The sequence below is a fragment of the Stenotrophomonas sp. C3(2023) genome (assembly GCF_032911385.1).
Classification (GTDB): Bacteria; Pseudomonadota; Gammaproteobacteria; order Xanthomonadales; family Xanthomonadaceae; genus Stenotrophomonas.
On sequence record NZ_JAWJLO010000001.1, the window covers coordinates 2,321,022 to 2,334,102 of the forward strand.

General features: G+C 69.5%; 11 protein-coding genes. 1 reads left to right on the forward strand and 10 read right to left on the reverse strand.

Annotated elements, in window-relative coordinates:
- Positions 1–12: 12 nt before the first annotated feature.
- The 10 genes from uvrC to RZA67_RS10500 form a co-directional block, all read right to left on the reverse strand.
- Positions 13–1,854: an excinuclease ABC subunit UvrC gene (gene uvrC / locus RZA67_RS10455; RefSeq protein ID WP_317212684.1), complete on the reverse strand. Its 1,842-nt coding sequence runs from the start codon at positions 1,852–1,854 to the stop codon at positions 13–15.
- The gene (locus tag RZA67_RS10460; protein ID WP_317212685.1) at positions 1,851–3,263 is read right to left on the reverse strand and encodes a hypothetical protein; all 1,413 of its coding nucleotides are present in this window, start codon (positions 3,261–3,263) and stop codon (positions 1,851–1,853) included. The genes uvrC and RZA67_RS10460 overlap by 4 nt, the downstream gene beginning before the upstream one ends.
- Before the next feature lie 66 nt (positions 3,264–3,329).
- The gene (gene kdsB, locus RZA67_RS10465) at positions 3,330–4,097 is read right to left on the reverse strand and encodes a 3-deoxy-manno-octulosonate cytidylyltransferase (RefSeq protein WP_317212686.1); all 768 of its coding nucleotides are present in this window, start codon (positions 4,095–4,097) and stop codon (positions 3,330–3,332) included.
- Positions 4,098–4,130: 33 nt separating this feature from the next.
- On the reverse strand, positions 4,131–5,150 hold the full coding sequence (gene lpxK / locus RZA67_RS10470; protein ID WP_317212687.1) for a tetraacyldisaccharide 4'-kinase: 1,020 nt from the start codon (positions 5,148–5,150) through the stop codon (positions 4,131–4,133).
- A complete protein-coding gene (gene msbA / locus RZA67_RS10475; protein WP_317212688.1) occupies positions 5,150–6,898 on the reverse strand; it encodes a lipid A export permease/ATP-binding protein MsbA in 1,749 nt (582 codons plus the stop codon). Before msbA ends, lpxK begins: the two co-directional genes overlap by 1 nt.
- Positions 6,895–7,317, reverse strand: a complete 423-nt coding sequence (locus RZA67_RS10480; RefSeq protein ID WP_317212689.1) for a biopolymer transporter ExbD — start codon at positions 7,315–7,317, stop codon at positions 6,895–6,897. The genes msbA and RZA67_RS10480 overlap by 4 nt, the downstream gene beginning before the upstream one ends.
- A gap of 6 nt (positions 7,318–7,323) precedes the next feature.
- Positions 7,324–7,995: a MotA/TolQ/ExbB proton channel family protein gene (locus RZA67_RS10485; RefSeq protein ID WP_317212690.1), complete on the reverse strand. Its 672-nt coding sequence runs from the start codon at positions 7,993–7,995 to the stop codon at positions 7,324–7,326.
- A 3-nt stretch (positions 7,996–7,998) separates the two neighbouring features.
- Positions 7,999–10,467 carry a DNA internalization-related competence protein ComEC/Rec2 gene (locus RZA67_RS10490; protein ID WP_317212691.1) on the reverse strand — a complete coding sequence of 823 codons (2,469 nt, stop codon included), beginning with the start codon at positions 10,465–10,467 and terminating at the stop codon, positions 7,999–8,001.
- Between the two features lie 113 nt (positions 10,468–10,580).
- Complete coding sequence (locus RZA67_RS10495) at positions 10,581–11,921, reverse strand: HAMP domain-containing sensor histidine kinase (protein WP_317212692.1); 1,341 nt, start codon at positions 11,919–11,921, stop codon at positions 10,581–10,583.
- A gap of 1 nt (position 11,922) precedes the next feature.
- Positions 11,923–12,594, reverse strand: coding sequence for a response regulator transcription factor (locus tag RZA67_RS10500; protein ID WP_317212693.1), 672 nt, complete (start codon positions 12,592–12,594; stop codon positions 11,923–11,925).
- 118 nt (positions 12,595–12,712) lie between these two features.
- Between RZA67_RS10500 and RZA67_RS10505 the strand changes: the two genes are divergently transcribed.
- Positions 12,713–13,030: a hypothetical protein gene (locus RZA67_RS10505; RefSeq protein WP_317212694.1), complete on the forward strand. Its 318-nt coding sequence runs from the start codon at positions 12,713–12,715 to the stop codon at positions 13,028–13,030.
- Positions 13,031–13,081: the final 51 nt, after the last annotated feature.

Sequence of the window (13,081 nt, forward strand, 5' to 3'; positions counted from 1 at the left end):
TGTGGGGTTTCCTTATTCGCCGGCCGTGTCCGGGCCAGGCAGTCCATGAAGGTTAGCGTAGATGCGCGCAGCGAGGGCGTCATTGATGCCTTCCACCCGCGCGATTTCCGCTTCGCCGGCGGCCTTGAGTCCGATCAGGCCGCCAAAATGCTTGAGCAGGTTCGCGCGCCGGCGCGGACCGATGCCGGCGATATCTTCCAGCTTGCTGGTCATGCGGGCCTTCTGCCTGCGCCCGCGGTGGCCGGTGATGGCGAACCGGTGCGCCTCATCGCGCACCTGCTGGATGAACTGCAGCGCGGGTGACGCAGCACCGGGGCGCAGCTCGCGGCCATCGGGCATCACCAGGGTTTCGTCACCCGCCCGGCGCTCCACGCCTTTGGCCACGCCCAGCAGCAGCACGCCCTCCACGCCGAGGTCGGCCAGCGCGGCGGTCGCCTGGGCCAGCTGCCCTGCGCCGCCGTCGATCAGCAGCACGTCGGGCAGCACGCCCTGCTCTTCCACCGCCCGACGAAAGCGGCGGTCGATGGCCTGGCGCATCGCGGCGTAGTCATCGCCCGGCTCGATGCCGCTGATGTTGTAGCGCCGGTACTGTGCGCGCACCGGGCCGGCGGCATCAAACACCACGCAGGAGGCCACCGTCGCCTCACCCATGGTGTGGCTGATGTCGAAACACTCCACACGCTTGACCGGCTCGGCCAGACCCAGCATGTCCCGCAGTGCTTCGCTGCGCGCGTGCTGCGAATCGCGGCTGTTGAGCTCGGTGGCCAGGGTCAGCTGGGCATTGCGGCTGGCCAGCTCAAGGTAACCAGCACGCTCGCCGCGCACGTTCCACTTCAGTTGCACCTTGCGCTCGGCCGAGGCGGACAGGGCCGCTTCCAGCAGCGCTGCATCGTCGATCTGCCGATCAAGCAGGATCTCGCGCGGCGGCTCGAACTCGACGTAATACTGCGAGACGAAGGCGCCAAGCACCTCCTCAGGACTCTCCTCGCCATTGGTGCGCGGAAAGAATGGCCGCGTGCCCAGATTGCGGCCATCACGGAAGGACAGCAGCAGCACGCAGGCCTGCGCGCCCCGGGTGGCCACGGCCAGCACGTCAAGATCTGCAGCGCGACCGTCGACATACTGGCGCGTCTGCATGCTGCGCAGAGACGTCACCAGATCACGCAGACGCGCGGCCTGCTCGAACTCCAGTGCCTCGCTGGCCGCCTGCATCTGCTCGCCCAGTTCGCGCGTCAGCGCATCACTCTTGCCTTCCAGGAACATCGAAGCGCGCCGCACGGCCTCGGCATAATCGTCAGCCGCCACCAGTTCCACGCACGGTGCGCTGCAGCGCCCGATCTGGTACTGCAGGCACGGTCGCGAACGGTTGCGGAACACGCTGTCCTCGCAGCTGCGCAGCTTGAACAGCTTGTGCATCAGGTTCAGCGTCTCGCGTACCGCGGTCACGCCGGGGTACGGGCCAAAATAGCGCCCGGGCACCGCGCGCGGGCCGCGGTGCAGCGCGATGCGCGGCCATGGCTCGCGCGTGAGCAGCACGTGCGGGTAGGTCTTGTCGTCGCGGAGGGAGACGTTGTAGCGCGGCGACAGCGACTTGATCAGCTGGTTTTCCAGCAACAGCGCCTCGGCCTCCGAGCGGGTCACGGTCACGTCCATGCGCGCGACCTGCGCGAGCATGGCCATGATGCGTGCATTCTTCGGGCTGCCGTTGAAATAGCTGCCCACACGGTTGCGCAATGCGCGTGCCTTGCCGACGTACAACAGGGTGTCGTCGTCGGCGTACATGCGGTAGACGCCCGGCGCGGTGCTCAGTCGCGCGGCGAAGGCCTTGCCATCGAAAGCAGGAATCGCGTTCATTCGCTGATCGGCACCTCGCTGAGCACGCCACTGACCGGATCGAAACGCAGGATCGCGTGCGCGTCGGTCTCGGCGATCCAGACCGCCCCGGCGCTGGCGGCCAGGCCCGCCGGACCGCGCAGCCGCCGCGGCAGCGCCACCGTACTGACTTCGCCGCCGCCCAGCCGCAGGCTGCGCAGGCGGCCATTGCCGGCGTCGGCAATCCACAGCAGCGGTGCATCCGGGCTCAGCGCCAGGGCCTGCGGAAACTGCAGGCTGGCCTGGCTGCGCGGGCCGTCGGCGCTGCCGTACTGCCACATGCCCTGCCCGATCAGCGTCTGCACCAGGTCACCGCGCAGCTGCAGCGAGCGCACCGAGGCGCCCAGCGCGTCGGCCACGTACAGCACCTGCTGCACGACCGCCAGCGCGCACGGCTGCGCAAACGCGGCCAGATGACCGCTGCCGTCACGCTGCTCGATCGTGCCGCTGCCGGCCCGCCACTGCAGCGCGCGCTGGCCCAGATGGAAACTCCAGATGCAGTTGTCACCGGCCATGGCCACATGCAGCTGGTTGTCTGCAAAGGCCAGCCCCATCGGATGATCCAGGCTCACCGCATGGGCTTGCCCAACCGGGCCTTCGATGGGCCTGCCGGGACGTCCGCTGCCGCACAGCGTATCGACCTGGCCGGTGATCAGATTGATGCGGCGCAGGGCGTGGTTTCCGGTGTCGGCCACGTACAGCGCCTCGCGTACGGCCACCAGCGCATGGGGCCGGTTGAACGCCGCCTCCGCGCTGCCACCGTCCATCAGGTCGGGCGTTCCGAGCCCGAACTGGCGCAGGATACGCCCGCCGTGACTGCATTCAAGAATCCGGTGGTGCCCGCTGTCGGCGATGTACAACCTGTCCTCGGTAACGGCCAGGCCCGTCGGGAAACGCAGCAGCTGGCGCAGCTCGGGCTGGCGTTCGGTCACCGGTACCACGGCCGCGCGGGGCCCTGCGGCCAGCACCTGGCCCAGCAGGCGCTCCAGCTCGCCGGGCTGGCCCAGGCCCACCATGCGACCGCGTTCGCGGCCCTGGGCATCGAGCAGCACGACGGTAGGCCAGGCGGTGACCCCGAAACGCCGCCAGCCGTCCCAGTCGGCATCCAGCAGTGCCGGGGCTGCCAGGCCCTGCCGACGGAGCAGCTTCAACGCCGCTTCCGGCTGCCGCTCGAAGTCGAAGCGCGGCACCTGCAGCACCAGCACCTGCAACTGGCCCGGGTTGCGCTGCTGCCACTGCGCCACCTCGGCAAGGCGCTGCGCGCACCACACCGAGGCCGCATTGACGAACACCAGCGCCAGCGGGCAGCCGCGCAGTTCGGTCAGGGTCTGGGGGTCGGCGTTGAGCCAGTGAGCGAACTCGGGGAGGTCCTGGACAGGCTGGGCATTCATGGGTCGATTATGCCGGAGTCGGTGTGATGCACCCGCCGTTGCCCCACGCCCGGCCGTGCGTCGGCCTCAGCGTGCCGTCGCAAGATGCTGCTCGGCCCGGACCAGATCCTCCGGGGTATCGATGCCCGGTGGGAACGGCTCCGGCGAGAGAGCGACGCTGATGGCAAAGCCGGCTTCGAGCACACGCAGCTGTTCCAGCGCCTCGACCTGTTCGAGCGCACCCGGCGGCATCGCGGCAAACTGCTGCAGGAATCCGGCCCGGTAGCCGTAGATGCCGATGTGGCGCAGCCACTGCGTGCCGGTCGGCAACTGCTCGCGGCCGCGCGCGAAACCATCGCGGTGCCAGGCAATCGGAGCGCGGCTGAAATACATCGCCTCGCCGCGCACATTGCGCACCAGCTTGACCACGTTGGGATCGAACAGCGTTCCGGCGTCTTCCACCGGGGTGGCCAGGGTCGACATCGGCGCCTGCCCCTGCACCAACGCCTCGGCGACGGCGCGGATGCCGGCGGCGGGGGCGAACGGTTCATCGCCCTGCAGGTTCACCACCACGGTATCGTCGGACCAGCCAGCAATACGCGCACATTCGGCCAGCCGATCGGTGCCGGACGCATGGGTCGCGGCGGTCATCGCCACCTGTACGTCGTCCAGCCCACACAGCGCGTCGGCGATGCGCTGATCGTCGGTGGCGACCCACACCTGCCGGGCGCCGGCCTGCAGGGCGCGGCGCGCCACGTGCAGCACCATCGGCTCGCCTCCGAGCAGGCGCAGCGGCTTGCCCGGCAGGCGCGAGGAGGCGTAGCGGGCGGGAATGGCAACAACGAATCCGGTCATGCTCAGCTCTCGATGGGTCAGGACAGTGCAGGCTCAGCCAGCACGCAGTTTTTCCAGCCGGTCGGTCAGGGCCACCCAGAACGCGGCCGGCAGATCGGCCTGCAGCGGCACGGCGTAATGCCAGTCGGTGGCAAAGCCGCGGCATTTGACCGCATCCTTTTCGGTCATCAGCACCGGCAGCTCACTGCCGAACTGCAGGTCCTGCCGCTGGTAGGCATGGTGGTCGGCGAAGGCATGCGGCACCACGCCGATGCCGCGGCTGCGCAGCATCTGGAAGAAGCGCTGCGGATGGGCGATGCCGGCCACGGCATGCACGCGCTGGCCGGCAAACTGCTGCAGGCTGCGGCTGCGTCCGCCCGGCAGCGGCTGGGCGGTGTTGATCTGCAGGGTCATGGCCCATTGCCCAAAACCACAGTTGTCCGCAGCCGCTTCCTGGCTGGCCGTGCCGAGGTTGACCACGCGGAAGTCACAGGCTGCCGCACGTGTCACCGGCTCGCGCAGCGGCCCGGCCGGCAGCAGCAGGCCGTTGCCATAGCGACGCTGGGCGTCGATCACCTCGATCTCGATGTCACGGGCAAGACGGTAGTGCTGAAGACCGTCATCGCAGACGATCACATCGCACCCCGCCTCGACCAGTGCGCGGCCAGCGGCCACGCGGTCGGCGTCCACCCGCACCGGAACGCCGGTCTTCCAGGCGATCAGCACCGGCTCGTCGCCGCCCAGTGCGGTGGCGGTGTCGGCCTGCACCCAACGCGGTTGGCTGGCCTGCTCGCGGCCATAGCCGCGACTGGCGACGCCGGGTTTCCAGCCGGCCTCGCGCAGGCGCTGCACCAGCGCGATGGTCAGCGGGGTCTTGCCAGTGCCCCCGGCGGTGATGTTGCCGACCACGATGACCGGCACCGGCAGGCTGTGGCGCTTGCGCCAGCCGCGCTGGTACAGCCGCCGGCGCAGGCCGCTGACCAGCCCGTACAACGGACTGAGCAGGCGCATCGGCAGCGGCGCCGGCGATCCGTCGTACCAGTACGACGGGGTCTGGTTGCCCTTGCCGGCCATCAGGACTGCCTTTCGCGGAACTGCATGTTGTACAGGTGCTCGTACAGGCCACCCATCGCCAGCAGGTCGCGGTGCGTGCCGCGCTCGACGATGCGCCCCTGGTCCATCACCAGCACCTGGTCGGCATGCTCGATGGTGGACAGGCGGTGGGCGATCACCAGGGTCGTGCGGTCCGGCATCAGCCGCTGCAGGGCGTCCTGCACCAGGCGCTCGGATTCGTTGTCCAGCGCCGCCGTCGCCTCGTCCAGGATCAGCACCGGCGCGTCGCGCAGGATCGCGCGGGCGATGGCCAGACGCTGTCGCTGGCCGCCGGAGAGCAGCGCACCGTTCTCACCGACCGGCGTCTGCAGCTGCTGCGGCAGCCGCTCGATGAACTCCCACGCATTGGCCGCCTCGGCCGCCGCGCGGATCTGCTCGTCGGTCGCGTCCATGCCGTAGGCGATGTTGGCGCCGATGCTGTCATCAAACAGCATGACCTTCTGACCGACCATCGCCACCTGGCGGCGCAGGTCGGCCAGCGGATACGCGTCCAGCGGCACACCGTCGAGGGTGATCTGACCGCCATTGGGCTCGTAGAACCGTGGCACCAGCCGGATCAGGCTGGTCTTGCCACTGCCGGAGCGCCCCACGATGGCGGTGACCGTGCCCGGGCGGGCACTGAAGCTGATGTCTTCCAGCGCGCTGCCACTGTCTGCGCGGTAGCGCAGCGTGACATGGTCGAACACCAGCTCACCGCGTGCGCGGGCGATCGTTTGCTGGCCGTGGTCACGCTCGACCGGCATGTCCAGGATCGAGAACAGCCGCTCGGCCGCAGCCACGCCGCGTGAGATCGAGGTCTGCACGCTGGTCAGGCGTCGCAGTGAAGGAATGATGGCCATCATCGAGGTCATCAGGCCCATGAACTGGCCCGCGTTGAGCTTGCCGACCAGCGCCTCGCGCGTGGCGACCCAGACGATCACCGCCAGCGCCAGCGCAGCCAGGAACTGCACGGTGCTGGAGGCCAGCGCGCGCGTGGTCTCCACTTTCATGTTCAGGCCCAGCATGCGGTTGGCCAACCGTGCGTAGCGCGAGATCTCGTGGGCCTGGGTGCCGTGCACCTTGACCTCCTGCTGCGCGGCCAGCGACTGCTCGGCGGTAGCCGCCATGCTGCCCATGCCGTCCTGGATGCCGCGGCTGATGCGCCTATAGCGCTTGCCCACGTAGGAGACGATCAGCCCGATCATCGGCACCACCACCAGCATCGCCAAGGTGACCTTGACGCTCATCTGCAGCATCACCACCAGCATGGCGATGATGGTCAGGGTGTCGGCGACCAGCGTTTTGAGCGCATCGGCGCTGGCCTGGGTGACCTGCTCGGTGTCGAAATTCAGGCGACTGACCATGACCGGGGTCGATTCGGTGTCGAAGTGCGACGAAGGCAGGTGCAGGTATTTGCTCAGCACCTGCTCACGCAGGTCGCGCACCACGCTGCGGCCGGTCCGCGCCAGCGTGTAGTCGCTGACGAAGGTGGCCACGCTGCGCATCACGAACAGGCCCAGGATGGTCAGCGGCAGCACCACCGCCGCACGCGGCTGCGGATCGACGAAGCCCTCGTTGACCAGCGGCTCCATCAGCTTGGTGAAGTGGTAGCCGGCCAGAGCCTCGACCACCATCGCGCAGACCGCGGCCACCATGAAGACCCAGTAATCCCGGGTATAACCCAGCAGTCGTTTGTAGATCGGCCAGACAGGCGCGTGGGGAGTACTCAAGGGCGCACCTCGGGAGCAGTGGCAATGGCGATACGGCGGAACCCAAGCTGGCCCAGCGCATCCTGCGCGGTGACCACAGCCTGGTAGGGAGTACGTGCATCAGCGCGCAGCAGCACGCTCTGCGTGCGGTCGGCACCGGCGACGGCGGCGATGGTCTGCTTGACCGACTCGATGTCGCCGCGCAGGACTTCCTGCTCGTTGACGAAGTAGCGTCCGTCGGCGTTGATCAGGATGCTCAGTGCGCGCGGCGGCTCGTTGTCCTGCTGCGCGCTGGCCTGCGGGAGCTGCACCTGCAGGGTCGAGCGCGCGTCGAAGGTAGTGGTGACCACGAAGAAGATGATCAGCACCAGGATGACATCGATCAGCGGCACCAGGTCGATATGCGGCTCGTCGCCGGCACGGTCGTTGCGAATGCGCATCGCCGCTCAGCCCCTGGCCGGAGCCGGGGCCGCCGATGCGCCGGACTTGCGCCCCGGTGCAGCCGCCATCACGGCAGGGCGGCCATCCAGCGCATCCAGCAGCGCGGTCGCTTCCTGCTCCATCTCGATCACATAGCCGTTGATGCGACCCTTGAAGAAGCGATGGAACATCAGCGCCGGAATGGCCACGATCATGCCGGTGGCGGTGCATACCAGAGCCTTGCCGATGCCGCCGGCCAGCTGGTTCACGTCACCTACGCCGTGGTCGAGGATGCCCAGGAACATCTGGATCATGCCCACCACGGTACCCAGCAGGCCCAGCAGCGGACCGGCCGAGGCGATCGTGCCCAGCGTGTTGAGGAAGCGCTCCATGCGGTGCACGAGGTGGCGCCCGGCGTCTTCAATGCGCTCGCGGATCTGCTCGCGCGGCCGGTTGCGGGCCTCCAGCGCGGTGGCCAGCAGCGCGCCCAACGGCGAATTGGCGCGCAGCGTTGCCAGGTGGGCAGGGTCGAGCTTGCCGCGCGCGGCCCAGTTGCGCACTTCCTGGCCCAGTCCGGGCGGCAGGACCTCGTTACGACGCAGGGACCAGAAACGCTCCAGGACGATCGCCAAAGCCAGGACACCCAACAGCAGCAGCGGCACCATCGGCCAGCCACCGGCCTTGACCAGTTCCCACACGTTTCAACCCTCCGGCCCAGCGGCCGCCTGTTTGTCCGCCGATAGGATAGCAGCCGCCCGGCTCCGCTCAGCGGCATCCCACCAGTGCGCTGCATGCACGCGCTGCTCACGCACGTACAGCCCCTGCCCGTCCAGCCACACCCGCAGCGCGCCGGAGCCTGCGGTGCCAAGCACTTCAGCACCGGCATCACGCCAGCGCTGGACCACCGGCGCACGCGGGTGTCCAAAGCGATTGCGGTGTCCGGCCGAGACCAGCGCCAGCCGTGGCGACACGGCTGCCACCCAGGCCGCGCTGGACGACCCGCCACTTCCGTGATGCGGCACCAGCACCACCTGCGCGGCCAACGCCCCGGCATCGGCCTGCAGCAGCGCCGCCTCTGCGCGCTGGCCGACGTCGCCGGGCAGCAGCACGGTGCCATGCGGGCTGACGATGCGCAGCACGCAGCTGGCCTCGTTGCCATGACCGGCAGCGCTGGGCGGCGGATGCAACACCTCGAACACCACCGCATCCCACCGCCAGTGCTGTCCGCGCTGGCATACGCCCGCATCGGGGATGCGCGCTCCAGCCGGCGCCTGCACTGCCAGCCCCGGCATCGCCAGGCGCAATGCCGCAAGCCCCCCTGCATGGTCGGTGTCGGTGTGGCTGAGCATCACCCGGTTCGGCGGACCCTCGCCGAGTGCATGCAGGGCCGGCAGCACCGCGCGCTCGGTACTGCCCGGCGGCCCGGTGTCATACAACAGGCTGTGATGGGCGGTGCGCACGAGCACCGCTGTGCCCTGCCCCACATCGAACACCAGCACCTCCACCGCGCCCTGCGCGGGCCGCCTTGCGGCAGGCCACAGCAACGGCGCAGACAGCAATGCTGCCGCGAGAAGGCCGCCATGCGGGCGCGGCAGCAGAAACCAGAAAATGCCGAGCAGCGACAACGGCACGGCCCAGCGCGGAGCCTCAGGCAGCCACCAGATCGCTGCCTCACTGCCGGACAGCGGTTGCAGCCAGCGCCAGCTGGCGTCGAACACCGCTGCGGCCAGCTGCCAGGCCCAGCCACCCAGCCCGGGATGCACCGCCTCCAGTGCGGTGCCCAGCAACGCCGGCGGCACGACCAGCAGACTCCAGCAGGGCACCGCCAGCAGATTGACCAGCGGACCCAGCCGCGAGGCCTGGCCGAACAGCGCGATCACCAGCGGCAGCAGCGCCAGGCTGGCCACGACCTGGGCGCGCACGAACCCATGCAGCATGCCGATCAGCCCGTTGCTGCCGACGCCCCCCGGCAGACACCAGAGCAGGCACAGCACCCCGCCGAAACTGAGCCAGAATCCGGCCGACAGCACCGACAGCGGGGCCACCATCAGACTCGCCAGTGCGGCCAGCGCCAGCGCCTGGCCCCAGCCCGGACGCCGGCGGCCGGCGCAGGCGGTCGCGACCACGACGATCATCAACGCGGTCCGCACGGTGGGCAGGGACAGGCCCGCCACCAGCGCATAGCCGGCCGCCCCCAGCGCGCCGCCCAGCGCAGCCGCGATCGGGCGCGGCACCAGCTGCGGCAGAACCCGGTGGCAACGCCACAGCAGTGACATCAGCGCCCCAACGGCCACCCCCACCATGCCGACGTGGAAACCGGAAATCGCGATCAGATGGGTCAGGCCCAGCGCGCGCAGCGCGTACCAGTCCTGGTCACCCAGCGCGCGCGTGTCACCCAGCGCCAAGGCCCGGATGAAGCGTGCCCGCTCCCCGGGCAGCGCGCGGGTGATCCGGGCGGCCATGGCCTCGCGCCAGGCGGCCACGCCGCGTGGCGCATCCATCTCGCGGGCCAGCGCCGGCTCGCGCACCGTTGCGGTGGCGGCGATGCCGAGCAGCAGCGCGTGCCGCTCCGCATCGAACCCGCCCGGGTTGCTCGTCCCACGTGGCGGACGCAGCCGCAGTGCCAGCTGCCAGCGCGCCCCCGCCCGCACCTGGCCGCGACGCGACGTGCCCCCCGGCGGCGCCCTGTCGAGATGGCCATGCCCTGCGACCTCGCTCCAGTACACCTGTACCCGCTTGTTGCACAACGCCGCTGGCACGCCCGGTGCGTCGTCGACCTGCAGCAGGAAGCGGGTGAAGGCCGCACGGTGCTCGGGCAGGTCGACGATACGGCCGGCAAGCACGCCGTCCCACGGCGGCGCGCCGGCCGCCAGCTGCGCCTGCAGCGACCAATGACCGTGCAGGCTGGCCCAGCAAACGCCGATCAACAGCATGCCCAGCCAGCGCCCGCGCCAGTTCGGCCACCACAGCACCGCACCAAGCAGCACGCCGGCCCACGCCGCTGGTGCGGGCAGCAACGCCGGGGCCTGCGCACAGGCAGTCGCACCGGCAGTGAGGGCCAGCGCACTGCCCCGGCCCAGCCGCGCAGGTATCGGAGGAACAGGGACCGGCGGCCACGGCTGCGCAGCCGCGTGGCCGGGCGCGGGCGTACGGTGCTGCGCAGGCTGCATGCCAACGAGCGTGCACGCGCAGGCGCGCGGCCTGCCATCGGTAGAACCCTCGGCTTTCGGTCAGGGCGCTGCCAGTACGCCACGCTGCGGTACCGGCTGCGTGGCGCGCCCGTTCAATGCCGTGGCACGGGCCGCCTGAAGCTGATGCGGAAGCTTGCCCCTCCGCCGCGCGCTTCACCCACGCTCACAACGCCGCCATGGTGCTGCACGATTTCCTTGACCAGATGCAGGCCCAGCCCACTGCCATTACCCGCCGCACGCAGGCGATGGAACGGCTGGAAGATCACCTCGCGTTCGTCCGGTGGCACCCCGGCGCCCTGGTCGGCCACCTCCAGTGCGCCATGGCCGTCGAGCCGCAGGCTGATGGTGCCCCGCCCGCCACCGTGCACGATGGCGTTGTGGACCAGATTGGCCAACACCCGCCCCAGCGCGAGTCCATCACCGAGGATCCAGACCGGCTGCGCCGGGGCATCGACCTCGAAACCGTAGCCGGCACCGATGACCAGCGGCGCCAGTTCCGCAGCGGCCTCGCGGACCAGCACCGCCAGGTCCAGGGGCTGCAGGCGGTCTACGTTACGGTCCAGGCGCTGCAGGTCCAGCAGGTTCTCGGCGACATTGCCCAGCCGTGCCACGTCGCTCAGCAGCTGGGTCTTGAGCTGACCCTGCGGCAGCTGCGCCAGGCGTGCCTGCACTACCGCGATCGGCACGCGCAGCTCATGCGCGGCATCGGCGAGAAACTTGTCACGTACGGCGTAGCCCTCCTGCACCTTGCCGATCGCATCATTGAACGCGCTCACCAGTGGCACGACCTCGCTGGAGACCAGCTGGGTGTCCAGGCGCGCGCCCGGTTGTCCGATATCCAGCTGCCGCGCCTGCTGTGCCAATCGACGTACACCGCGCATGGAGCGATGGATCACCGCCGGCATCACCAGCAGGGTCACCACGATCAGCGGCAGGAAGAACCAGGGGCCGATCAACCGCAGGACCATCAGCACGCCATCCCACAGGCCACTCTTGGGACGGCCGCCGACGATCACCACACGTCGCCCGCCATCGTTGTCGATCACGACCCGGGCCGCATCCAGATACGGCGGTGACAACGAACCCAGCTCGCTGTAGCCGACGGTCTGCAGGCGCGAGATCAGTTCGCGATGCACGGCCGGGATCTGACCACGGGTGAGCCGGTGACCGCGCTCGTCCTCGGCGACGAACCACAGCGTGCCACCGGCTTTCTCGTTCAGCTGCTGCCAGCGCGCCGGGTCCAGCACCAGGCTGCCGTGCGGCCCCTTGACCGCATCGACGACCTTGTTGGCCACGAACATGTCCATGTGCACGGTCTCACGGTCGTCCCAGGTCAACAGCAGGGCGAGCACCGCGATCATCACGGTAAACGCCTGCGCCAGACAGACGCGCCAGGCCAGGTGCTGCGACAACGACCCCAGGTGTGTCCGCATCTCAGCGCTCCGCCAGCAGATAACCGACGCCACGGATGACGTGTATTTCGACACCCGCGCCGGCGTGCAGCAGTGCCTTGCGCAGCTTGGAAATGTGCGCGTCCAGCGCGTTGGACTGGATCTCGTCGTCAAACCCGTAGACCGCCTCTTCCAACGCGGAGCGGGTCACCGTGCGCCCTTGGCGTGTGGCCAGTGCTTCCAGCACCAGCAGCTGACGCCGCGGCAGTGCGAGCAGCTGGCCCTGCACCCACGCCTGCAGTGACTGGAAGTCAAAACGCAGGTTGCCCAGCTGCAGCTCCGGCGCAACGAGCTCGCTGGGCCGCCGGGCGACTGCACGGATCCGCGCCATCAGCTCCTCGATCGCCACCGGCTTGACCAGGTAGTCGTCGGCCCCCACGTCGAGCCCCTGCACTTTGTCCTGCAGCCCGCCCTGCGCAGTGAGCAGAATCACAGGCAGGCCGGGCCGCAACCTGCGGGCCTGCGGCACGAAGCCCAGCCCATCGCCATCGGGCAGCTGGCGGTCGAGCAGCAGGAGCTGATGCACCGGCTCACGCAGGGCCTGCGCGGCACTGGCGAGACTGACGACGACATCGGCGACCACGCCTTGGCGCTCGAGGCCGGCCTGCAGCGCGCGGGACAGTTCAGGATCATCTTCGACCAGCAGGATGCGCATGCGGGAATGGATACGGACCGGGGACGCTTCATGATACGGCCGCGGCCGCGCCGGCAATGTTCCGACAATGTTGCTCGCCGAGCATGGGCACACTGCTTCATCATCGAGCCACTGTGCCATGGATCACCCCGCTGCCCCGGCCGCTGCCCTCGCCCCTGCGCCGATCGCGGCCAACGAGCTGGACGCCGTACTGCAGGCGCCGGACCTTGCCACGGCCGAGCGCGCCTACCTGGGGCTGCTGCCCGACCGGGCCCATGTCGATGCGCTGGCCCGGCAGGCCGCCACGTTGGCCCGGCACGGTCCCGGAACACGCTATGCCCTGTCACTGACTCTGGTGGGCATGCGGCTGCAGGAGTTCAAGATGGGCGACGCCTGCGCGGCGCAGTGCCGCCATGACAGCCTGCACGGGCTACGACAGGCGTTCGCGGCCGGGTGAGGATGTCCTCATCCCGGTAGGTGACGACCGTTGGTCGTCACGCTTCCAGAG

Coding starts and splice junctions, on each gene's coding strand:
- kdsB (WP_317212686.1), bottom strand. CDS start 4,097: ATGACCGGATTCGTTGTTGCCATTCCCGCCCGCTACGCCTCCTCGCGC.
- RZA67_RS10495 (WP_317212692.1), bottom strand. CDS start 11,921: ATGCGGACACACCTGGGGTCGTTGTCGCAGCACCTGGCCTGGCGCGTC.
- RZA67_RS10460 (WP_317212685.1), bottom strand. CDS start 3,263: ATGAATGCCCAGCCTGTCCAGGACCTCCCCGAGTTCGCTCACTGGCTC.
- RZA67_RS10480 (WP_317212689.1), bottom strand. CDS start 7,317: ATGCGCATTCGCAACGACCGTGCCGGCGACGAGCCGCATATCGACCTG.
- uvrC (WP_317212684.1), bottom strand. CDS start 1,854: ATGAACGCGATTCCTGCTTTCGATGGCAAGGCCTTCGCCGCGCGACTG.
- RZA67_RS10490 (WP_317212691.1), bottom strand. CDS start 10,467: ATGCAGCCTGCGCAGCACCGTACGCCCGCGCCCGGCCACGCGGCTGCG.
- lpxK (WP_317212687.1), bottom strand. CDS start 5,150: ATGGCCGGCAAGGGCAACCAGACCCCGTCGTACTGGTACGACGGATCG.
- RZA67_RS10505 (WP_317212694.1), top strand. CDS start 12,713: ATGGATCACCCCGCTGCCCCGGCCGCTGCCCTCGCCCCTGCGCCGATC.
- RZA67_RS10500 (WP_317212693.1), bottom strand. CDS start 12,594: ATGCGCATCCTGCTGGTCGAAGATGATCCTGAACTGTCCCGCGCGCTG.